The sequence below is a fragment of the Undibacterium paludis genome (assembly GCF_022568815.1).
In the GTDB taxonomy this organism is placed as follows: domain Bacteria; phylum Pseudomonadota; class Gammaproteobacteria; order Burkholderiales; family Burkholderiaceae_D; genus Undibacterium.
This window is the reverse complement of record NZ_JAKZHX010000013.1, coordinates 117118-140509: the sequence shown is the minus strand read 5'-3', so window position 1 is coordinate 140509 and position 23392 is coordinate 117118. Positions and strand designations below refer to the sequence as shown.

The window sequence follows — 23392 nt, the reverse complement described above, 5'->3', positions numbered from 1 at the left end:
GACACCAGCTTCTGGTGTCGCATCGCGTCATTATTTGGTCAGGACAAAGCCTTTGAGTTTGGAAAATGCCGTTTCCAGCAATGCTTTTTGTTGTGCGTAATGCTTGTCATAGTAACCGACAGCAGGTGAGGCACTCGCTGGGCGACCGGCATAAGCAAGCTTCTGACCGTCTTCCAGGCTTTCAAAAATATTGTGCTGAATCTGGAACCATGGTCCCTGATTTTGAGGCTCATCCTGCGCCCAGACCAACTCCGTCATATTCGGGAATTTTTTCAATTCTGCGGCAAAACTCTTATGCGGGAAAGGATACAGTTGCTCAACACGGACAATCGCCGTATCAGTCTGACCACGCTCTTTACGGGCATTAACCAGGTCGTAATACACTTTGCCCGAGCAAGCAATAACACGTTTGACTTTCTTCGCATCAATCTTCTCATCGACTTCACCGATGACAGTGTGGAAGCTGCCTTTGGCCAGGTCGGACAAAGGTGAACCTGCATCCTTGTTACGCAACAGAGATTTCGGCGTCATGATGACCAGAGGCTTGCGGAACATGCGTATCATCTGACGACGCAACAGATGGAAAATCTGCGCAGCAGTAGTAGGTTGAACTACTTGCATGTTATTGTCAGCGCACAATTGCAGGAAGCGCTCCGGGCGAGCAGATGAATGCTCGGGGCCCTGACCTTCATAACCATGCGGCAGCATCATGACCAGACCCGATGCACGACCCCACTTCACTTCACCAGAGCTGATGAACTGGTCGATAACAACCTGAGCGCCGTTGGCAAAATCGCCGAATTGCGCTTCCCAGATAGTCAGGGTATTTGGTTCAGCTGTGGAATAGCCATATTCAAAGCCGAGCACCGCTTCTTCAGACAAAACGGAATCGATGACGGTGAATGGTGCCTGCTTGTCAGAAATGTTTTGCAGAGGGATATACGTACCAGCATCCCAGCGCTCACGATTTTGATCATGCAAAACAGCATGACGGTGAACGAAAGTGCCGCGACCTGCGTCCTGCCCTGTCAAACGGATGGCATAACCGGAAGAAACCAGGGATGCATAAGCCAGATGCTCACCCATGCCCCAGTCCAGGTTCATGTCACCACGGCCCATGGCTGCACGATCACCCAGGACTTTTTCTACCAGGCTATGTGGCTTGAAGCCTTCGGGCACAACAGTAATACGCTCTGCCAGGCGCTTGAGTTCAGTTGCCGGTACTGCAGTATCTGCAGCATCTGTCCATTTACGGTTAAGGAAAGGAATCCAGTCAACAGCATACTTGTTCTTGAAATTGGAGATGACAGGGTCATGCGTATGCTTGCCGGCATCCATGGCGTCACGATAAGCCTTGACCATTTGATCGCCGCCATCCGCTGGGATAGTGCCCTGAGCAGACAGTTTGTCCGCGTACATCTTGCGTGTGCCAGGATGCTGACCAATTTTCTTGTACATCAGAGGCTGTGTCAGCGCAGGTGTATCTTGCTCGTTGTGGCCCAGTTTGCGATAGCAGATGATGTCAACCACGACATCCTTCTTGAATTCCATACGATAATCCAGAGCGATCTGGGTCGCCAGGACAACAGCTTCAGGATCATCTGCATTGACGTGCAATACTGGTGCCTCGATCATTTTGACGACGTCGGAGCAATACAGGGTAGAACGTGAATCGCGTGGATCAGAAGTCGTGAAGCCGATCTGATTGTTGATGACGATATGCACGGTACCACCTGTACCATAGCCGCGTGTCTGCGCCAGGTTCAGTGTTTCCATGACCACGCCCTGTCCTGCAAAAGCGGCGTCGCCGTGTACCAGGATAGGCAATACTTGTGATCCGTCTTTGTCACCGCGACGGTCCATACGCGCTTTGACAGAACCTTCAACCACTGGATTAACGATTTCCAGATGGGAAGGATTGAAGGCCAGGGACAAGTGAACCGGGCCACCTGGAGTCGAGATATCAGACGAAAAGCCTTGGTGGTATTTAACGTCACCCGCTGGCAAGTCATCACCATGTTTGCCTTCAAACTCAGCAAACAGATCCTGAGGCATTTTACCCAGGGTATTGACCAGTACGTTCAGACGGCCACGGTGGGCCATACCGATAACGATTTCTTCGACGCCGCGCTCACCGGCGCGCTGGATAGTCTCATCCATAGAGGCAATAAAGCTCTCGCCGCCCTCCAGAGAGAAACGCTTCTGACCAACATACTTGGTGTGCAGATAACGTTCCAGGCCTTCAGCTGCGGTCAGGCGATCAAGGATATGTTTTTTCTTTTCTGCAGAGAAGGATGGTGTGGAGCGTATCGCCTCCAGCTTTTGTTGCAACCAGCGTTTCTCGGCCGGGTCACTGATGTACATGAACTCGGCACCGATGGAACGGCAATACGTGTCACGCAAGGCATTCAAAAGGTCGCGCAATGATGCTGTTTCTGGGCCAAAATAGGTATTGCTGATATTAAACTGTATGTCCATATCGGCATCGGTAAAGCCATAGAAACTTGGCTCCAGTTCTGGAATACTCGGGCGTTCCTGGCGTTGCAGCGGATCCAGGTTAGCCCAGTGGCTACCGAGAAAGCGATAGGCCGCGATCAATTGCTGTGCTGCGACACGTTTGCGCCCCATTTCAGCATCGCCAGTGGCATTGATAGTACGGACTGGACCTTGTTTCGCGCGCTCTGCAAATGAAGCAATGACAGGTGCATGGGCAACATCAGGCTTGGCCGAGCCATCAACGGCAGGCACGTTTTGCATGGCGTCGAAATAGGCGCGCCAATTATCAGGAACAGAACCGGGATTATTCAGGTACGCTTCATACAGCTCTTCTACATACGGCGCATTGCCGCCGAACAAGTACGAGTTAGCGTTATATTGTTGCATCATCTTGCTCACCTTTCTTCGCGTTTCGCGAGATTAGCGGGTTAATCTAACCTTCCGCGACACGGCCTGACCGGTTAGCGGATTGCACATCAAGTTGTGGGGAAGGGCTTAATTCAAACTGTCCTCGTGATCAAATCAAAAAGCATGTCATTTAAATATGTTTTTTGATTAAATCGCGAAAGTTATTCCTAAAAATCACTTTCGTGGCGAAGCATAGCATAATTACTGAAGAAAAAAAAAGCGAGTCTTGCGGACTCGCTTTTAATATCTGCAACTTATCTGCAACTAAGCAACAAACCTGGCAGAAAGCTTAAATAAACATTAACGCTTATCTATCGCAGGAACATCACGCTTGGCAGAGCCGACAAACAATTGGCGTGGGCGGCCAATTTTTTGTTCAGGGTCAGAAATCATTTCTTTCCATTGTGCAATCCAGCCTACTGTGCGCGCCAAGGCGAAGATACCGGTGAACAATGCAGTTGGGATGCCCAGTGCACGTTGTACGATGCCAGAGTAGAAATCGACGTTAGGATACAGTTTGCGGCTGACGAAGTATTCGTCTTCCAGCGCGATTTTTTCCAGAGCCATGGCCAGCTTGAACAATGGATCATCTTGCAGACCCAGTTCTTGCAACACTTCATAGCAGGTTTCACGCATCAGTTTGGCGCGTGGATCATAGTTTTTGTAAACACGGTGACCAAAGCCCATCAGCTTGACGCCAGAGTTCTTGTCTTTGACTTGAGCAATGAATTCAGGAATATTATCAACACTGCCGATTTCTTCCAGCATACTCAATGCAGCTTCGTTTGCACCACCGTGAGCAGGACCCCACAGGCAGGCGATACCGGCAGCGATACAGGCAAATGGATTGGCTCCAGAAGAACCTGCCAGACGTACTGTCGACGTGGAAGCATTTTGCTCGTGATCTGCATGCAGAATCAGGATGCGGTCCAGCGCACGCACCAGCACTTCATTGGTTTTGTATGGCTCGCATGGTGTAGAGAACATCATATGCATGAAGTTGGCGCTATACGACAAGTCATTACGTGGGTACACGAAAGGCTGACCGATAGAGTATTTGTATGCCATTGCCACCAGTGTAGGCATCTTGGCGATCAAACGGATAGCCGATACTTCACGGTGATGCGGATCATTGATATCCAGAGAATCATGATAGAACGATGCCAGCGCGCCGACGGTACCAACCAATACAGACATAGGATGCGCATCGCGACGGAAACCGCGGAAGAAGAATTGCATCTGCTCATGCACCATGGTGTGATGCGTTACTGTCGTGACGAACTCTTTCTTTTGCTCTGCATTGGGCAATTCGCCATTCAGCAACAGATAGCAGGTTTCCAGGAAGTCGCCACCGTTCACGGCCAGTTGCTCAATAGGATAGCCACGATACAGCAATTCACCCTTGTCACCATCGATATAGGTGATGGAAGAATTACACGCCGCTGTCGACATAAAACCTGGATCATAGGTGAACATGCCGGTAGAACCATACAACTTACGGATGTCAATGACATCAGGACCAATTGAGCCCTTGTAAATCGGCATCTCCAGGGATGGCGAGCCATCGGAGAATGAAAGGGTTGCTTTTGTTTCAGAATTAGTCATGGCTCTTCCTTCAGATAAGAGGTGAGTCGTTAATCAAAAAAACACAAAAATAAAAGATGCTCAAGCCATTTGCAGGCGTCGCAATAAAGCATGCACATGCGGAAGATCGACTTCGGCTTCAGGTTGTTTCCTGGCCAAAATCAAATCCATTAAAGTATTGTCTGACAATTCCATCAGCCGGCTGAAGGCATCCACTTCCTCATCTGTCAGGGACTCCTCATGCGCGTCCAGAAACCGGGTCAATATCAGATCGTTTTCCAGCAAACCGCGTCTTGCTCGCCACCGTAGCCGGGCACGCTTAACCGGGTCGCTCTGATGGTTTACCGCTTGTGACTCAGACATAATTACTTTCTTTTCTGTGCTTACTATTTCATGCAATTCTCAGGACAAATCAAGAAAATCGCATGAAATAGCAGCGATGCCTGAAGACATCGCTTGCTATTTACTGCCAATACCATCAATTTACTACTTTGCCGCCCTGCCCGCTCAGACTGCGCGGCGAACCATTAATTCCTTGATTTTGCCGATGGCGCGGGTAGGATTCAAACCTTTTGGACAGACATCCACACAATTCATGATCGTGTGGCAGCGGAACAAACGATAAGGATCTTCCAGGTTATCAAGGCGCTCGCCAGTAGCCTGATCGCGTGAATCAGCAATGAAGCGGTAAGCCTGCAAAAGACCGGCCGGGCCAACGAATTTATCCGGATTCCACCAGAACGAAGGGCATGAAGTGGAGCAGCATGCACACAATATGCACTCATACAGACCATCAAGCTCTTCACGCTCCGCAGGAGACTGCAGACGTTCTTTTTCCGGAGGAATGGAATCATTCATCAGGTAAGGCTTGATCGAATTGTATTGCTTGAAGAATTGCGTCATATCCACGATCAGGTCACGGATGACAGGCAAACCTGGCAAAGGACGCAAAACGATGGGTTCAGTCAACTCATTCAGGTTGGTGGTGCAAGCCAGACCATTCTTGCCATTGATGTTCATTGCATCAGAACCACACACACCTTCACGGCATGAGCGGCGCAATGCCAGGGAATCATCAACGTCATATTTGATGCGTTGCAGAGCATCCAGCAGCATCTTGTCAGTGTCTTGCAACTCTACCGTCAAGTCTTGCATATAAGGCTTGGCATCCTTGTCCGGATCGTAGCGGTAGATTTTAAATTTCAGTGTACGTGCCATTTCAGTATCTCTTTAGAATGTGCGTGGTTTCGGCTTGAAGGTATCCACAGTCAGCGGCTTGGTCACGACTGCCTTGTAGTCGAGGCGATTGCCTTCGGAATACCACATGGTGTGCTTCATCCACTCCTCATCATTACGCTTTTCATAGTCACGGTGTGCATGCGCACCGCGCGACTCCTTGCGTGCCGCAGCGGATGTAATGGTTGCCTTGGCTGTTTCTATCAGGTTATCCAGTTCCAGCGCTTCTACGCGGGCAGTATTGAAGACCTTGGATTTATCCTTGAAAGAAACATGCTTGCGACGCTCATCAAGCTCCATGATTTTCTTGTAGCCGGTTTGCAGCAAATCGTCAGTACGGAATACGCCGCAGTATTGCTGCATGGTGCTGCGGATGGCATTTGCAACATCCTGTACGCGTTCGGAACCTGTACTGTTTTCCAGCTTGGACAAGCGTGACAGTGCCAGATCAGCTGCATCTGCAGGCAGGTCTTTATTGCTGCGCGCCTTGAGATTGCTTGCAACAACATGGTTACCAGCCGCACGGCCAAATACCAGCAAGTCCAACAAGGAGTTGGTACCCAGACGATTCGCGCCATGCACGGATACGCAGGCGCATTCACCGATCGCGTACAAGCCGTTAACCACGGAATTACTGCCATTTCTGTAATCAACAACCTGGCCATGGATATTGGTCGGGATACCGCCCATCTGGTAGTGAATCGTCGGTACGACAGGGATAGGTTCTTTGGTTGCGTCAACGTTGGCAAACTTGTGCGCGATTTCGAGAATCGACGGCAACCGCTTTTGAATTGTGTCCGCACCGATGTGACGCAAATCGAGCATGACGTGATCCTTGTTAGGGCCACAGCCACGGCCCTCCTTGATTTCTTGATCCATGGAGCGGGAAACGAAGTCGCGTGGAGCCAGATCTTTCAGAGTAGGCGCATAACGCTCCATGAAACGCTCGCCCTGGCTATTCACCAGAATACCGCCCTCACCGCGCACACCCTCAGTAATCAGCACACCAGCACCGGCCACGCCGGTTGGGTGAAATTGCCAGAACTCCATATCTTCGAGCGGCAGGCCGGCACGTGCAGCCATACCCATACCGTCACCGGTATTGATAAAGGCATTAGTAGAAGCTGCCCAGATACGACCAGCGCCGCCGGTTGCAAATATCGTGGTTTTGGCTTCCAGCATCATGACTTCACCGGTTTCCATTTCCAGCGCGACGACACCAAGCACATCACCTTCCGCATCACGGATCAGATCAATCGCCATCCATTCGACAAAGAAATGAGTGCGGGCGCGCACATTGCGCTGATACAAGGTATGCAACAAGGCATGGCCGGTACGGTCAGCCGCAGCGCAGGCACGCTGCACAGGCTTTTCACCAAAATTGGCTGTGTGACCACCGAAAGGACGCTGATAAATCGTGCCATCGGCATTACGGTCAAACGGCATGCCGAAATGCTCAAGCTCATACACGACTTTTGGCGCTTCACGGCACATGAATTCGATCGCGTCCTGGTCACCCAGGTAGTCAGAACCCTTGACCGTGTCAAACATATGCCAGTACCAGTTATCTTCCGACATATTGCCGAGAGAGGCACCAATACCACCCTGCGCAGCAACAGTGTGAGAACGAGTAGGAAAAACCTTGGACAGTACGGCGACATTCAGGCCAGCCTCAGCCAATTGCAGCGAGGCACGCATGCCAGAACCGCCAGCACCAACGATGACCGCATCAAAACGGCGACTTGGGATTGTGGATTTAATTGCAGCCACTTTTATACTCTCCACAAAATCTGTGCAGCATAGCCAGCACAAGCAATCAACCACACGATAGTGGCAACTTGAAATACCAGACGAACAAATACATTGTGCGTCACGTAGTCCATCCAGACATCACGCATACCAACCCAGGCGTGATACAACAGGCAGATCACGACTGCAAAAGTCGCCATCTTGAACCACTGCATGGCAAAAATACCTATCCAGCCAGCATGACTGAAATCTTTACCCGTCAGAAACAACCCCAACAGTATCACTGTGTACAGAGCCATCACGATGGCCGTTACACGTTGCGCCATCCAGTCGCGCAAGCCATAGCCCGCACCGACGACCAGGCGCTTTGGTCCAATATTATTGTTTGCCATTTTTAAAATACCCCGAACAATTTCAAGCCTATCAACGCAGACAATACAATGCTGACTACCAGCACGCTAACGGCGGATTGACGTGCTGAATCCTTGTCAAGACCGTAGTGAAAGTCCATGAGCAAGTGACGAATGCCAGCGCAAAAGTGGTGCAGATATGCCCAGATCAGGGCTAAAATGACAAGCTTAACAAAAACACCAGATGTCAGCGCCTGCAAGCCCGCAAAAGTCGCCTCTGAAGCCAGGCTCTTATCGAGCAGGTACAGGATGAATGGCAACAGCAGGAACATCAACATTCCGCTAGCGCGATGCAGAATGGATACAAAACCTGCCAGCGGCAGTCGATACCCCGTTGCATCGATCAGGCGCATGACCCCAAAGCGAGGTCTGGCTTTTACTACTTCAGACATAAATAATCTCCCCATTAACTAGTCTGTACATAAACCTTGTAATTTTCGCTCATTTTGGTGCATTGCACCAACAAAAATCATCACGATTAACAAAATATCGCTATCTTAAACCCAAAGCTCCCCAGACGCAGAGCGCGAAAAACTAACAACAACAAGGCTAGAGCACACGAAAAAACCACAGCAAAAACAATCATGCAATTGATTTAGCTCAGTTCATTTCTATAATGGTGATTCACTGTCAAATACAAGCCACGCCGCAATTCGACTGGCTTATCTCCATAGGTGAAGGATACGCGCTCCACATTCAACAAAGGCATGCCAACATCAACATGCAAGAGCGTGGCTACTGCCTCATCCGCGCAGACTGCGCGAATCTGCTCGGACGCGCGTATCATGTGCGTACCAAATTCAGTCTCAAACAAACCGTACATGGGCCCCTTGTACTCATTGAGGCGCTCAGCCGTCAGCCCTTTGAAAATGGCGCCCGGCAACCAGAGATCATCAAGAATCGTCGGCACACCCGAAAATGACTGCACGCGACGGATAAACACAACCGAATCACCCGATTTGATGTCAAGCAGGCGCGCGACCTCGGCGGGTGCACGCATGCGCTTGACTTCAATGATGCGGTTTTCAGGGTAATGAGGCACCCCCTCGTCCGGGGCCAGCCGCAAGAAACGGAACTGCGAACGCGCCTCATGATGAGTTGCAACAAAAGTCCCCTTACCCTGACGACGCACCACCAGATTTTCCGCCGACAACTCATCAATCGCCTTGCGCACCGTACCCTGGCTGACCTTGAAACGACTTGCCAGCTCCATCTCACTGGGAATCAACTCACCCGGCTTCCACTCACCCGATTGCAGGCTTTGTGTAATCAGGGCCTTTATCTGTTGATATAATGGACTGAATGTGGGAGACGCACTCAAAGACGAAGCACCAACACCTGTCCCCGGAGTAGTGGGAGCGATAGTCGGATTATTTGCGGTTGGTATGATTGAGTTCATAGACTGCAATTTCACCACAAAACTACCCGCCACGTCCAGAACAAACTATCAAGTAATATGTCTTATATAAGACATAAGATATTGATTGACACTTAGCCCTGCACAACCTAAACTCCCGTACGAATATTTGGCGCGCACGCCAGCCATAATCTGTTATACCAAGCAATATAGTTCTAACGCTCTTAATGTAAAGGTCGAAAAACATGTTTGCAGCGGATTTTGGCTGACTGACAGTGCTTTCAACGGTATCATTAAGTGTTTTACATAGCGTCGGCAATCCAGTCGCTGCAATTGTTTGAACATCGTTTTCACACCACTTCGGAGATGCATCATGGCGAAATCCCCTATGCGCGTAGCTGTCACCGGCGCCGCAGGCCAAATTGGCTATTCCCTTCTGTTCCGTATCGCCAATGGCGACATGCTGGGCAAAGACCAGCCAGTGATTCTGCAATTATTGGAAATTCCTGACGAAAAAGCCCAGAAAGCGCTGAAAGGCGTAATGATGGAAATCGACGACTGCGCGTTCCCACTGTTGGCTGGCATGACAGCTCACAGCGATCCAATGACAGCGTTCAAAGATATCGATGTCGCCCTGCTGGTTGGTGCACGCCCTCGCGGCCCAGGCATGGAACGCAAAGACCTGCTGGAAGCCAATGCGCAGATTTTCACTGTACAAGGCAAGGCACTGGATGCAGTAGCATCCCGCAATGTTAAAGTTCTGGTCGTTGGCAACCCAGCCAATACCAATGCTTACATCGCGATGAAATCGGCACCTTCCCTGCCCGCAAAAAACTTCACCGCAATGTTGCGCCTCGATCACAACCGCGCCCTGTCCCAAGTGGCAGCCAAGGTTGGCAAACCAGTCGCCTCCATAGAAAAAATGTGTGTATGGGGCAACCACTCCCCGACCATGTACGCTGACTATCGCTTTGCGACGGTTGACGGCGCATCCGTCAAAGACCTGATCAACGATCACGAATGGAACAAGGACGTATTCCTGCCTACAGTCGGCAAACGCGGCGCTGCCATCATTGAAGCACGCGGCCTGTCTTCTGCTGCGTCTGCTGCCAATGCAGCGATTGACCATGTACGCGACTGGGTTCTGGGCACGAACGGTAAATGGACAACCATGGGTATCGCTTCCGATGGCTCTTATGGCATCCCTGAAGGAACCATGTTCGGCTTCCCTGTCACAACAGAAAACGGCGAATACAAGATCGTTCAAGGTCTGGAAATCGACGAATTCTCCCGTGAACGCATCAATGTCACCCTCAAGGAATTGCAAGACGAGCGTGATGGCGTTAAACACCTGGTAGGCTAAGCAAGTCAGGAACAGGTTCTGGTGATTCCGGTTTCAATACCTGAATCAATACCAGGGCCTGTTCAGTTCCAGACGATAATATTTATCAGATGCATCCATCCACAGTACTCTTTCAGGACCAGATTCAACCGGTATTACTGCCGGTCTGCGACCATTACGCAGGTTCTGAAAAACTGATGCGCAAATCGATCGCATTACAGCAGGAACTGGATGGCATTTTTGACATCACCCTTGATTGCGAAGACGGCGCCGCCGCCGGCAACGAAGTTACCCATGCACAACTGGTTGCCAGTCTGGTTGCCAGCGATAGCAATGTTTACCAGCGCCTGGGCGTGCGTGTGCACGATCCCCTGCACCCAGCCTTTGAGCAAGATTTATCCCTGATCCTGCCCGCCTGCAAAGACAGGCTGGCTTATCTGGTATTACCCAAAATTAACAGCCACCGGCAGTTGATGGCCGCACTGGAAAAAGTCAACCAATATGGCATGAGGACTGATGGCAGCCAGGTACCTGTTCACGTATTAATAGAAACCCATGGAGCACTGGCAGAGGCAGGGCAAATCGCTGCCCTGCCCCAGGTAGAATGCCTGTCATTCGGCCTGATGGATTTTGTCTCTGCACATTTCGGCGCCATTCCAGCCAGCGCCATGCGCTCACCTGGACAGTTCATGCACCCGCTCGTGATGCGGGCCAAGCTTGATATTGCTGCAGCCTGCCATCGTTTCGGCAAAGTCGCTTCGCACAATGTCACGACAGAAATAAGGGACTTATCAGTCGTGGCCGACGATGCTCGCCGCGCCGCATCGGAATGTGGCTACACCCGCATGTGGAGTATACACCCCGATCAGATACGCCCGATTATTCAAGCCTTCCAGCCTGACAGCAATGAAATTGAAGAAGCCACAAACATATTGGCGCTAGCGAGAAAGCATCAATGGGGGCCGACAACATGGCAAAACCACCTGAATGACAGAGCGAGCTACCGTTATTACTGGACGATTTTAAAACGCGCCCAACTGGGGCGCATTGCATTACCAGAAGCAGCACAAGATTTACTTTAGGGAGACCCACATGAAATTACTTTCTTTTATCAGCCTGGCGTTTGCAGCAAGCACAATTCTTGCCGTCAATGCGCAAGCGGTGGAAGCACCACGCAGCAAGACTAAAACCACCGCAAAGTCGACCAAACCGGCTGCAACCCAGACTAGCAAGGAAGAAGACGAGCCAGAACCAGACGTACAGCTCCACAATAATTTCGAGTACAAATGTGAACTGGGTAACTCATTGACCATGTATACCAATCCCAGCGATGCAGACCATGTCGCCATGCGCTGGAAAAAGAAGCTGTACAGGTTGACCAAGGTGGATACAACTACCGGTGCAACACGCTTTGAAAATCGCAAAGCCGGCTTTATCTGGATTGGCATTCCCGCAAAAGGTTTGCTGCTTGACTCACACAAAGGTCAGCAACTGGCCAATGAGTGCAAGACGGAAACGGCAGCCCTGGCTGACGTTGACACAAAAGTTGACGCAAAACCTGCCGAAGCAGCACTAGTAAAATAAGCTGGATAATTTTTGATTTCAGGCAGTACTTCACAGGCACAGGCTTGGTAAAAAGTGTGCATATGGAAATGCTGTAGCAGTAAAAAGAGTAGATATTTCTGATCGTTGATTTTTGTAAATAAGAGGAAGAGCCATGAGCCAAAATGCGTACAAAGATGCATTCAAAACCCTGAAAGACTTTAAAATTTCAGACACCAAGAAAGGCAAGTTCTTTTCTTTGCCCGCATTGGAAAAAAATCTCGGCGTAAAAATTTCACGCCTACCAGTTTCCATCCGCATCGTGCTGGAATCGGTATTGCGTAACTGCGACGGCAAAAAAGTTACTGAAGAACACGTCAAGCAACTGGCGAACTGGGGTGCTACTGCTGCCCGCACTGATGAAATCCCTTTCGTGGTTTCACGCGTTGTCCTGCAAGATTTTACCGGTGTTCCTTTGCTGGCCGATCTGGCTGCCATGCGTAACGTCGCTGCCAAACAAGGCAAAAATGCAAAAAATATCGAACCCCTGGTACCAGTTGACCTGGTAGTTGACCACTCCGTACAAATCGATCATTTCCGCGAAAAGAAAGCGCTGGATTTGAACATGAAACTGGAATTCCAGCGCAATAACGAGCGCTACCAGTTTATGAAATGGGGCATGCAGGCATTTGATACTTTTGGCGTCGTTCCTCCAGGCTTTGGTATCGTCCACCAGGTTAACCTGGAATATCTGGCGCGCGGCGTACACAAAGTCAAAGATGCCAAGAAAAATGAAGTCTTCTATCCAGACACACTGGTAGGCACTGACTCCCACACTACCATGATCAACGGTATCGGCGTGGTCGGCTGGGGCGTGGGTGGTATCGAAGCTGAAGCTGGCATGCTGGGTCAGCCAGTGTACTTCCTGACACCTGACGTCGTTGGCGTCAACCTGACCGGCGCATTGCGCGAAGGTTGCACAGCAACGGATCTGGTCCTGACGATCACTGAATTGCTGCGCAAAGCCAAGGTCGTTGGCAAGTTTGTTGAATTCTTTGGCGAAGGCACACGCTCCCTGTCCCTGACAGACCGCGCCACCATCGCCAACATGGCGCCAGAATACGGTGCCACCATGGGCTTTTTCCCGGTTGATGAAGCAACAATCGATTACTTCAAAGGCACAGGCCGCACCAAGGCAGAAATCGACGCCTTCGAAGGCTATTTCAAAGCCCAGAAAATGTTCGGCGTCCCTGCAGCCGGCGACATTGACTACACCACAGAAATCAGCCTGGACCTGTCCACCGTTGCACCATCCCTGGCTGGCCCCAAGCGCCCACAAGACCGTATCGAAATCGGCAATGTCAAATCGACTTTTGCAGACCTGTTTTCCAAGCCGACATCTGAAAACGGCTTCAACAAAAAAGTGGAAGACCTTGATGCAGTCTACACCAATGCTGACGGTGTCAAAGTCAAAAATGGCGATGTATTGATCGCTGCGATCACCTCATGCACCAACACGTCCAACCCTAGCGTCTTGCTGGCAGCTGGCTTGCTGGCCAAGAAAGCCGTAGAAGCCGGTTTGAAAGTGGCACCGCACATCAAGACTTCGCTGGCCCCTGGCTCGCGCGTCGTCACCAAGTACCTGGAAGCAGCTGGTTTGTTGCCTTACCTGGAAAAACTCGGCTTTGGCGTGACTGCTTACGGCTGCACAACCTGTATCGGCAATGCCGGTGACCTGACACCTGCGATGAACGAAGCGATTGTTGCCAACGATATCGTGGCTTCCGCCGTACTGTCTGGTAACCGTAACTTCGAAGCACGTATTCACCCGAATATCCGTTCCAACTTCCTGGCCTCCCCTCCTTTGGTCGTTGCTTACGCCATCGCTGGCAACATGACCAAGGATCTGATGACAGAACCAGTTGGCCGCGTCAAAGGCAAGGATATCTTCCTGGGCGACATCTGGCCTACCAGCGCAGAGATCAACAAGCTGATGAAGTTTGCAATGAATTCCAAGACTTTCAAGGAAAACTATGCAGACGTCAAAGGCGCTCCAGGCAAGCTGTGGGAAAACATCCAGGGCGTGGCAGAAGGCGATGTCTACAACTGGCCTACCTCCACTTACATTGCTGAACCGCCATTCTTTGCTGATTTCACAATGGAACCAAAAGCAGCGGCGACTGGCATCACTGGTGCACGTGCACTGGGTGTGTTTGGTGACTCCATCACAACCGACCACATCTCCCCAGCCGGCTCCATCAAGGAATCCAGCCCGGCAGGTAAATGGCTGAAAGAAAACGGTGTACTGAAAGCCGATTTCAACTCCTACGGCTCACGTCGTGGCAACCATGAAATCATGATGCGCGGCACATTCGCCAACGTGCGCATCAAAAATCTCATGATCCCGGCCAAGGAAGACGGCTCCCGCGTTGAAGGCGGCGAAACCCTGTTCCAGCCAACAGGCGAACCTATGTCTATCTATGATGCAGCGATGAAATATATTGCTGACGGCGTCCCAACCATGATCTTCGGTGGCGAAGAATACGGTACAGGTTCCTCCCGCGACTGGGCAGCAAAAGGCACACAATTGCTGGGTGTCAAAGCTGTAATCGCTCGTTCTTTTGAACGTATCCACCGCTCCAACCTGGTTGGCATGGGCGTGTTGCCGTTGCAATTTATCGGCACGGACAGTGTTGACACCCTGGGCATCACAGGCAATGAATCTTTTGACCTCAAAGGCATAGAAGATGACATCAAGCCACAGCAGGAAGTCACCCTGGTGATCAACCGTACCAACGGCGAAACACAGGAAGTCAAGGTCTTGCTGCGTATCGATACACCGATCGAAGTTGACTATTACAAGCATGGCGGTATCCTGCCATTCGTATTGCGTCAATTGCTGGCTGCATGATCTGCAGGCCCACGTAAAGTGGGTCTGATGAAATCCACAGCTGCATGAAAAAGGAGAATTTCTCGAGGAGATTCTCCTTTTTTCATTTCACCCCGCCACCTGCAAGATTGCTGTAAGCCTCAACATTTAAGCTAAGCGCATCAAACTTTATGAGGAGGTAAACATGTGGAAAATTCTGGTCGGCTTTATCATTTTTGCAGCTGTGTCACTGTTCGTTATTTTCAAGGCCGGCGACAAAGTCAGCATGCAGGGCGAAGCCGGCGGCCATGCTGCCGCTGAAGTCGCATCTGCGCCAGAAGCATCTGCAGCATCATCGTCCGCATCTCTGGCTCCGGCAAATCCAGCATCAGCAACTACACTGCCAGTAGCTCCGGCATCGGATACAGCTGCCAGCAAATAAAGACGGTACTCTAGGGCTGGCAGTGAATGGCGGATATTACATAGCTGCGAAAGCTTGCTCGATATCGGTGATCAGGTCGTCGGTATCTTCCAGGCCAATATTAAAGCGCACCAGGATACCTGACTCTTGCCAGTCTGAACGCATTTTCTGTATGCGGTAAGGTACGCACAGGCTATGTGCCCCACCCCAGCTATATCCTATCTTGAAAAGTTTCAGACTATCGACAAACCTGTCAGTCTGTGCTTCACTATAACGCTCATCAAACAGGACTGAAAACAGCCCACCTGCGCCACTGAAGTCACGCTTCCACAGCTCATGACCAGGGCAGGCAGGCAATGCCGGATGCAAGACCCTATGGATTTCTGGACGGCCATCAAGCCAGTTTGCGATCTGGCGCGCACTTTGATCATGTGCCCTGAAGCGTAATTGCAGGGTCGGCAAATTGCGCAAGACCAGATAGACATCGTCCATCCCCACTCCCAACCCCAAGCGCATATGCGCCATTAGCAGGCGCGTGTGCAATGCTGGATCACGAGTAATGACTGCCCCCATCAAGACATCCGAACCACCACTCTGATATTTGGTCAGGGCTTGCATGATGATATCCACACCATGCTCAAAAGCATTGAGGGCTATGCCTGCAGACCAGGTATTATCCAGTGCAACCAGCACGCCCCGCGCATGGGCCGCGGCACAGATAGCCGGCACATCAGGTACTTCCATGGAAACCGATCCCGGTGCCTCAGCCCAGATCAAACGCGTATTTTCGCGGATCAAGCTGGCAATCCTTGAACCAATCAACGGGTCATAATAATCAACAGCGATACCAAAGCTGTGCGACAGCCAACCAGCCAGATCACGATTGGGTCCATAGGCATTGTCAGGTATCAAAACATGATCGCCATTTTGCAAAAATGCCATATCGACCAGGGTGATGGCTGCCAGGCCGCTGGGTGTCAGCACACAATGTCTGCCGTGCTCAATTTCTGCCAGACGCGCCTCCAGGGTAAAACTCGTCGGTGTGCCATGTAGCCCATAGGTATATGCCGATTTGTCTTGCCAGTTGCTTGCACGCATGGCTGCGACATTCTCAAATAACACAGTGGAGGCATGATGTATGCCTACCGGGAAAGCGGCAAAACCTTGTGGTGCGACATACTCGCTATGAATAATGCCGGTATTAAGACCGCGGTTCGAATCTGTTTTTTTAGACATGACATTCCCTTGTTGCTTTTACGTACACTATGATCAAGCTCATCAGCAGGCCAATATCTACACCGATCCAAGCCCCCCCTCCTGCCGAGTGCAATCAACAAGCCAATCAGAACACAAAAAAACAAAGGGCACAAAGAATCTCCCTGTGCCCCGCATGGTCATCACAACCTTAACTCCATATCAAGCAGTTCACTACTTTATCTGCTTGGAGTGCTTCTGAGCCGACTTCTTTTCAAGCAGTTCCAGCACAAAATCCTTGGTGAGCTTGCCATCGTCGGATTGCCAGACACCGCGTATGGTCTTGCCACTCAATTCACCGTCCCATTGGCCTGAGACATCAACACCATCTTCTGACTCTTCCATGCTGAGTTTATTGCCACCCACTTCACCAGCCAGCAAGATTTTGTTGCCCTTATTACGCTTGCTCCCGGGAAGCTGATAAGAACCTTCCACACTGTCCATGTCTTCAGTCTTGGGTTGCAAGTGCATGACCACCTTGTCATCACCAAGCTTGCCTCGTAATTCTATAGGCCGGGCGAAAAACGGGTTCGACATGGGAGCAAACTTTGTGGCAACCACAGAGTTTTTTTCCACGGCTTTCACAGTCTGCGCCACCTCATCCGCAGCCTGCAGGCTAAAGCTGCACAACAATAAGCTTGAAAATAAAGCCAATCCGACAAACCTCATCAAATTGCCTCGCCCCACAGGTCATGCGCATCTGCTGCCGTAATCGTCACATCAACAAACTCACCAACCTTCAACTTGCGATGTGGCTCAAACGGTGGCTTGACATAGACCACTCCATCAATCTCTGGCGCATCAGCAGAACTACGACCGACACCGCCGCTGCGATCAAGGGAATCGATCAATACACGCATGGTTTTGCCTATCTTGGCTTGCAGGCGTTTTTTGGAAATGCCTTCTTGCAATTCCATGACGCGACGGCGACGGTCTTCACGTACTTCATCGGGCAACTGATTGTCTATCTCATTAGCAGTGGCGCCCTCTACCGGTGAGTAAGCAAAACAGCCCAGGCGATCGATTTCCGCTTCTTTCAGGAAATCCAGCAGGTATTCAAACTCTTCTTCCGTCTCACCAGGGAAGCCGGCAATGAAGGTCGAACGTATCGTAATCTCGGGGCACATTTCACGCCAGGCCTTGATGCGCTCTATATTTTTCTCGCCACTGGCCGGGCGCTTCATGCGCTTCAAGACATCAGGGTGGGCATGCTGCAAAGGCACGTCCAGGTAAGGCAGGACATGACCATTGTTCATAAAAGGAATAATCTGGTCAACGTGTGGATAAGGGTAAACATAGTGCAGACGCACCCAGGCATCGTATTGTTTGGCCAGCTCACCCAGCGCTTCTACCAGTTGCGTCATATGCGTCTTGACCGGCTTGCCGTTCCAGAAACCCATGCGGAACTTGATATCAACGCCGTAAGCGCTGGTATCCTGTGAAATCACCAGCAATTCCTTGACACCGGCCTTGAACAGGTTCTCTGCCTCCAGCATGACATCGGCAATCGGGCGCGAAACCAGGTCACCACGCATGGAAGGAATAATGCAGAAGCTGCAACGATGATTGCAACCTTCAGAAATCTTCAGATAGGCAAAATGCTTGGGCGTCAGCTTCACGCCTTGTGCCGGCACCAGGTCAACAAATGGTTCATGCGGCTTGGGCAGATGCTTGTGCACTGCCGCCATCACTTCACCAACAGCATGCGGGCCTGTTACTTCCAGTACTTTGGGATGAACGGATTGAATCATGTCTTTGCCGTCAGCATCCTTCTTGGCACCTAGACAGCCTGTTACGATCACCTTGCCATTTTCAGCCAATGCTTCGCCAATGGCGTCGAGCGACTCCTGTACCGCAGCATCAATGAAGCCGCAGGTATTGACAATGACCAGGTCAGCGCCGTCATAGGATTTGGCAGTGTCGTAACCTTCTGCACGCAACTGGGTAAGGATTTGCTCGGAATCGACGAGTGCTTTCGGGCAGCCGAGACTGACGAAACCTACCTTGGGTGAGTTGGCATATTCTTGACGACGGATTTCAGTGATAGACATAACAGTACTTAAATAGCAAAAAGGGTACAAAAGCGAATCCGCTATTGTACCCTTTTTGTCATGCCTGCTTGCCGCCAGAATACCATTACTCCTGAAAAATCAGGGGCTTAAGCAAATTCATGGCACAACAGCCTTTACTTTTTGTTCACATCTTCCGGATTGAACGGGAAGACATTGAACATATTCTTGGCCTGGCTCTGCATTTGCTCCTGCATTTGCACAAACAGATTCTTACTCTGCTCTATGTAGTTGCCCATCATACCCTGCATCATCGGCCCCTGGACGTTCATGAACTGTGTCCACATTTCCGGGCTGAAAGGTTTGCCCTCGTAGATACCTTTGGAATTCTCGGCCAGTTTGTTCTGGATATCAATAAAAGCCTGAACGTTTTTTTCCAGGTAGTTACCCATCATGCCCTGCATGGCATGGCCATAGTATCGAATGATCTGCGACAAGACGACGCTGGAAAACATCGGTGTACCACCCGCCTCTTCTTCCAGAATGATTTGCAACAAAATGCTGCGCGTCAAGTCTTCGCCTGTTTTTGCATCGACAACGGCAAAATCATCGTTCTCAAGCACAAACTGCTTTACATCTACCAAGGTAATGTAACTGCTGGTCTGTGTGTCATACAAACGACGGTTTGGATATTTTTTGATCAGATGCTGTGTTGTTTTTTTTGCGCTATTCATTGAAATCTCAATTAAACACATCAATATCCTGCCACTTGCAAGATGTATACCCGCAAGGTAGCACAGACTATTCACGCAAACATAATTATTTCTTCCGCAACAAACGGAATACAAAAAAATGTTTGTCCCCTTTTTTTATTGCAGTTTTTTTTGCAGCCCGCAAAAGACATGCCCATCGAAATCTTGCGACTCTGATGGGCATATTTTACCGCACTGCAGAAGAAAGACAGCAATCAGGGAGGCTAAAAAGCCAATTTAAAAAATTTATTCTAATTCCTGGCTATTCCTGAGCTGTCGCGGTGATTACCCCATGTGCAGGCCGCCGTTGATGGAAAAATCTGAACCGGTTGCATAACCGCCTTCATCAGATGCAATCCAGGCAACGATAGAGGCAATCTCTTCAGGTTCAGCCAGGCGCTTGACGGGAATGCCGGCAACGATCTTTTCAAGCACATCAGGACGTATGGCTTTCACCATATCAGTACCAACATAACCTGGGGATACAGTATTGACTGTCACACCCTTGGTTGCCACTTCCTGGGCGAGAGCCATGGAGAAGCCGTGGATGCCTGCCTTTGCCGTCGAATAGTTTGTCTGCCCAAACTGGCCTTTTTGACCATTAACGGAAGAAATATTGATGATACGACCCCAGCCGCGATCTACCATACCATCAATGACTTGCTTGGTGACATTGAACAGGGAATTCAGGTTAGTATCCATCACGGCATCCCAATCCGCCTTGTTCATTTTACGGAACTGACCATCACGGGTGATACCTGCATTATTGACCAGTACGTCAATTTCACCGATCTCTGCCTTGACCTTGTCAAAAGCTGCCTTGGTTGAATCCCAATCTGAAACATTACCCTCTGAAGCATGGATATCCAGGCCTTCTGCACGCATATCTGCCAGCCATTTATCCTTGCGCGCAGAATTAGGACCACAGCCGGCAACAACTGTATAGCCGTCTTTGCACAAACGTCTGCAAATTGGAGTCCCGATACCACCCATACCACCAGTAACATAAGCAACACGTTTTGACATACTTGTTCTCCTAATTGAAATTTTATTACTTAACAACAAACCTTCAATCTGCCCTTACCTTCACATAACGCCCAGGCGCAGCTTCTATTTCAGGGAATTCTGTATTCCCTGGCTTGGCGGGTGCCTTCACCATCTTGCCACCGTGTTCACTCAAAAAGGCCGACCACTCTGGCCACCAGCTACCCGGATGTTCGGTTGCCCCGGCAAACCAGGAATCACTATCAGCAGCAGTCCCATCATTGATCCAGAAGCTTCTTTTCTTTTTCGCCGGTGGATTCACCACACCGGCGATATGACCAGAGGCTCCCAGAACAAACCGGTTCCTGCCCTTATGGCGAGGATTAAGCAAGGTGGTGGAAGCAAAAGCTGCAGGCCAGGGAACAATATGATCCTCGCGCGAACCATAGATGAAGCACGGCGCATCAATCTTTCCCAAATCAACCTTACTACCGGCGACAGTCAGGGAACCAGGTTCTTTGAGCTTATTTTCCAGGTAGGTATTACGCAAATACCAGCAAAACATCGGGCCAGGCAAATTGGTGCTATCCGCATTCCAGTACAAGAGATCGAACGGCGGCGGCGCCTCACCTTTAAGGTAGTTGGATTGCACATAATTCCATACCAGATCATTTGCACGCAGACTGGAGAAAGTACTGGCCAGGTCACGTCCAGGCAGCAAGCCTCTGCGACCGATGGTCTGCTCGCGCATCTTGACCTGCATTTCATCGACAAATACATCAAGTACACCGGTCTGGCTAAAGTCAAGCAGGGTCGTCAGCAAGGTCAGGCTGCTGGCCGGATGCTCACCGCGCGCCGCCAACACGGCCAGCGCAGTCGAAATAATGGTACCTCCTACGCAAAAACCGAATGTATTGATTTTTTCTTGTTTGCTGATTTTCTGGACCACCTTGATGGCGCGGATTGCACCGTCCTCAATGTAGTTATCCCAGCTTATTTCAGCCATACTTTCATCAGGATTAGCCCATGACACCAGGAAAACTGTATGCCCCTGCTCCACCGCATAATGAACAACGGAATTTTCAGGCTGCAAGTCAAGGATATAAAACTTGTTGATACATGGCGGCACCATCAGTAACGGTCGCTGGTGCACCGTCTTGGTTGTTGGCGTGTACTGTATCAATTGAAACAAATGGTTTTCAAAAACCACCATACCAGCCGAGGTCGCAACATTTTTACCGACTTCAAATGCCGATTCATCGGTCTGCGAAATTCTGCCTTTTTGCATGTCAGCCAGCATCTGGGTGATGCCTTTTGCCAGGCTTTCCCCCTTGCTTTCAATCAGCTTGCTTTGCGCTTCGGGATTGGTCACCAGAAAATTGGCAGGTGACATCGCATCAATCATTTGCTGCACTGCAAAACCGATTTTTTGTTTTGTCTTTGCTGGCGCCTGTACGGACTCTGCCATGGCCATCAAAAAACGGGCATTCAACAGGTAAGAGGCTGCACTATAAGAGTGCATTGCATGATTATGCCAGTCCGGTGCAGAAAAACGCCGGTCCTTGAGTTCAGGAATTTTGGATAGAGAAAAATCTTGCCACAATCGCCCGAATTCCTGCATGTACTCACTTTGCAGGCGAGTCATGGTAGCCGGGTCAATCTGCGCGCCCAATTCCTTGAGCATATCCCCTGCCGGCATGGGATTGATTGCTGCGGCAGGTTTCATCCACTCCTGCCATTTATCTTGATTCACTAGCTGTGACATCCACTCGGAGTACATAGCTTGAGGATCGAAAGTCTTCATGCGTGCCTCCTTATTTTCGCGTATCGTTTTGAAATAATTTTAAGCTTCCATTTTTAATTGAAGACCCTTGTCAATTATTTTTGCAAGTGCATCACAAATTTCAACAATAAGGTTTCGTATGTATATAGTTGCAATCGCCTGGATCTATGTTGTATTCATGATGTCGATTACCGAGCATTCCATCATTGCCGGCATCGTGACTTTTCTGCTGTATTGCGTTTTTCCTTTAACAATAGTTTTATACCTGATGCGCACACCCCAGCGCAAGCGTGCACGACAGGAAAAACAAGCTGCACTGCAAAAACTAACTGATACAGAGGTCATTTCCAGCATCCCTGCTCAACCGGAAACCCCTAAAGAACCGCTCTAACCTTGTGGACCGCCGTCTATCCAGATCAGGCTTGCCATCCTCCCGCATACTTTGTCCCGGCGGTAAGAATAAAATTCTGCAGTTTCACTTACTGTGCAATGGTCGCCGCCATATATCCTGGTAACACCAATATCATTTAGCAAGTTTCTTGCCAGGCCGTAAATATCAGCTAAATATTTTTCGACGCCCCCCTCATTTCCTTTTATACGGAAATAAGCATGCAGATTCGGTATTTTTGCAGCAAAAGCATCAAATACATCGCGACCAACTTCAAATTGCGACGAACCAATTGCCGGTCCCAGCCAAGCGACAAGCTCGCCGGCACCTCTGGCACGCATTGCCGCAACGGTGTTTTCCAGCGCGCCACCGGCCAATCCACGCCAACCTGCATGTGCTGCTGCGACTACAGAGCCGGCCATGTCAGTAAATAAAACAGGCAAACAATCCGCAGTCAGCACGGCGCAAACTGTTGCCGCCTGATTGGTCAGAACTGCATCTGCCTGACTGCCAGGCTGCAAATTCGCAGCATCCAGCACCATATTGCCATGCACTTGTGATAAGAATATGACATCTGCCGGCAAAGTAAGATTTAATTTATCTCTGTTTTTTTGCACTGCTTGTGGATCATCACCTACGTGGTCACCCAGATTCAGTCCGCCGGAACTGTCCAGAGCAGCAAAAGGCCCCAGACTAAAGCCGCCTTCGCGTGTCGTGGTGAAAGCCTTCACTTTTGCCGGCACCTCTGACCAGTCAGGCACAATAACGGGGAAAGGCAGCTTATCCATCAATCCGGGCATAGCCATGT

At 50.2% G+C, this 23392-nt stretch carries 21 protein-coding genes; 6 read left to right on the top strand and 15 right to left on the bottom strand.

Annotated features, from left to right (window positions below; genetic code table 11):
• Positions 1-30: 30 nt before the first annotated feature.
• From LZ463_RS21780 to LZ463_RS21745, 8 genes are all read right to left on the bottom strand, one after another.
• Positions 31-2886 carry a 2-oxoglutarate dehydrogenase E1 component gene (locus LZ463_RS21780; protein WP_241458391.1) on the bottom strand — a complete coding sequence of 952 codons (2856 nt, stop codon included), beginning with the start codon at positions 2884-2886 and terminating at the stop codon, positions 31-33.
• A gap of 318 nt (positions 2887-3204) precedes the next feature.
• Positions 3205-4509, bottom strand: a complete 1305-nt coding sequence (gene gltA / locus LZ463_RS21775; RefSeq protein ID WP_241458390.1) for a citrate synthase — start codon at positions 4507-4509, stop codon at positions 3205-3207.
• Between the two features lie 60 nt (positions 4510-4569).
• Positions 4570-4851 carry an FAD assembly factor SdhE gene (locus LZ463_RS21770; protein WP_241458389.1) on the bottom strand — a complete coding sequence of 94 codons (282 nt, stop codon included), beginning with the start codon at positions 4849-4851 and terminating at the stop codon, positions 4570-4572.
• Positions 4852-4995: 144 nt separating this feature from the next.
• The gene (locus tag LZ463_RS21765) at positions 4996-5706 is read right to left on the bottom strand and encodes a succinate dehydrogenase iron-sulfur subunit (protein WP_241458388.1); all 711 of its coding nucleotides are present in this window, start codon (positions 5704-5706) and stop codon (positions 4996-4998) included.
• A gap of 12 nt (positions 5707-5718) precedes the next feature.
• Positions 5719-7494, bottom strand: coding sequence for a succinate dehydrogenase flavoprotein subunit (gene sdhA / locus LZ463_RS21760; protein ID WP_241458387.1), 1776 nt, complete (start codon positions 7492-7494; stop codon positions 5719-5721).
• Between the two features lie 2 nt (positions 7495-7496).
• Complete coding sequence (gene sdhD / locus LZ463_RS21755) at positions 7497-7865, bottom strand: succinate dehydrogenase, hydrophobic membrane anchor protein (protein WP_241458386.1); 369 nt, start codon at positions 7863-7865, stop codon at positions 7497-7499.
• Positions 7866-7867: 2 nt separating this feature from the next.
• Entirely contained in the window at positions 7868-8275 is a 408-nt protein-coding gene (sdhC, locus tag LZ463_RS21750) for a succinate dehydrogenase, cytochrome b556 subunit (RefSeq protein WP_241458385.1), read from the bottom strand.
• Between the two features lie 203 nt (positions 8276-8478).
• Positions 8479-9282 carry a GntR family transcriptional regulator gene (locus LZ463_RS21745; RefSeq protein ID WP_241458384.1) on the bottom strand — a complete coding sequence of 268 codons (804 nt, stop codon included), beginning with the start codon at positions 9280-9282 and terminating at the stop codon, positions 8479-8481.
• Positions 9283-9613: 331 nt separating this feature from the next.
• Between LZ463_RS21745 and LZ463_RS21740 the strand changes: the two genes are divergently transcribed.
• The 5 genes from LZ463_RS21740 to LZ463_RS21720 all read left to right on the top strand — a co-directional run bounded on the left by LZ463_RS21740 (position 9614) and on the right by LZ463_RS21720 (position 15435).
• A complete protein-coding gene (locus tag LZ463_RS21740; RefSeq protein ID WP_241458383.1) occupies positions 9614-10603 on the top strand; it encodes a malate dehydrogenase in 990 nt (329 codons plus the stop codon).
• A gap of 89 nt (positions 10604-10692) precedes the next feature.
• Positions 10693-11664 (top strand): HpcH/HpaI aldolase/citrate lyase family protein, encoded by a 972-nt coding sequence (locus tag LZ463_RS21735; protein ID WP_241458382.1) that lies wholly within the window; start codon positions 10693-10695, stop codon positions 11662-11664.
• A 10-nt stretch (positions 11665-11674) separates the two neighbouring features.
• On the top strand, positions 11675-12166 hold the full coding sequence (locus tag LZ463_RS21730) for a hypothetical protein (RefSeq protein ID WP_241458381.1): 492 nt from the start codon (positions 11675-11677) through the stop codon (positions 12164-12166).
• A 133-nt stretch (positions 12167-12299) separates the two neighbouring features.
• A complete protein-coding gene (gene acnA, locus LZ463_RS21725; RefSeq protein ID WP_241458380.1) occupies positions 12300-15035 on the top strand; it encodes an aconitate hydratase AcnA in 2736 nt (911 codons plus the stop codon).
• 163 nt (positions 15036-15198) lie between these two features.
• Positions 15199-15435 carry a hypothetical protein gene (locus LZ463_RS21720; RefSeq protein WP_241458379.1) on the top strand — a complete coding sequence of 79 codons (237 nt, stop codon included), beginning with the start codon at positions 15199-15201 and terminating at the stop codon, positions 15433-15435.
• Positions 15436-15471: 36 nt separating this feature from the next.
• On the opposite strand, the gene LZ463_RS21715 is transcribed toward LZ463_RS21720, so the two are convergent.
• The 6 genes from LZ463_RS21715 to phaC form a co-directional block, all read right to left on the bottom strand.
• Positions 15472-16650: a cystathionine beta-lyase gene (locus LZ463_RS21715; RefSeq protein ID WP_241458378.1), complete on the bottom strand. Its 1179-nt coding sequence runs from the start codon at positions 16648-16650 to the stop codon at positions 15472-15474.
• 192 nt (positions 16651-16842) lie between these two features.
• A complete protein-coding gene (locus LZ463_RS21710) occupies positions 16843-17337 on the bottom strand; it encodes a hypothetical protein (RefSeq protein WP_241458377.1) in 495 nt (164 codons plus the stop codon).
• Positions 17337-18719 (bottom strand): 30S ribosomal protein S12 methylthiotransferase RimO, encoded by a 1383-nt coding sequence (gene rimO, locus LZ463_RS21705; protein WP_241458376.1) that lies wholly within the window; start codon positions 18717-18719, stop codon positions 17337-17339. Before rimO ends, LZ463_RS21710 begins: the two co-directional genes overlap by 1 nt.
• Before the next feature lie 134 nt (positions 18720-18853).
• On the bottom strand, positions 18854-19411 hold the full coding sequence (gene phaR / locus LZ463_RS21700; RefSeq protein WP_241458375.1) for a polyhydroxyalkanoate synthesis repressor PhaR: 558 nt from the start codon (positions 19409-19411) through the stop codon (positions 18854-18856).
• Between the two features lie 303 nt (positions 19412-19714).
• Positions 19715-20455 (bottom strand): 3-ketoacyl-ACP reductase, encoded by a 741-nt coding sequence (locus tag LZ463_RS21695; protein WP_241458374.1) that lies wholly within the window; start codon positions 20453-20455, stop codon positions 19715-19717.
• Positions 20456-20498: 43 nt separating this feature from the next.
• Positions 20499-22217, bottom strand: a complete 1719-nt coding sequence (gene phaC, locus LZ463_RS21690) for a class I poly(R)-hydroxyalkanoic acid synthase (protein WP_241458373.1) — start codon at positions 22215-22217, stop codon at positions 20499-20501.
• A 118-nt stretch (positions 22218-22335) separates the two neighbouring features.
• On the opposite strand from phaC, the gene LZ463_RS21685 reads away from it, so the two are divergent.
• The gene (locus LZ463_RS21685; RefSeq protein WP_241458372.1) at positions 22336-22587 is read left to right on the top strand and encodes a hypothetical protein; all 252 of its coding nucleotides are present in this window, start codon (positions 22336-22338) and stop codon (positions 22585-22587) included.
• Here the strand turns inward: LZ463_RS21685 and pgeF are convergent.
• On the bottom strand, positions 22584-23390 hold the full coding sequence (gene pgeF, locus LZ463_RS21680; protein WP_241458371.1) for a peptidoglycan editing factor PgeF: 807 nt from the start codon (positions 23388-23390) through the stop codon (positions 22584-22586). The genes LZ463_RS21685 and pgeF overlap by 4 nt on opposite strands.
• Positions 23391-23392: the final 2 nt, after the last annotated feature.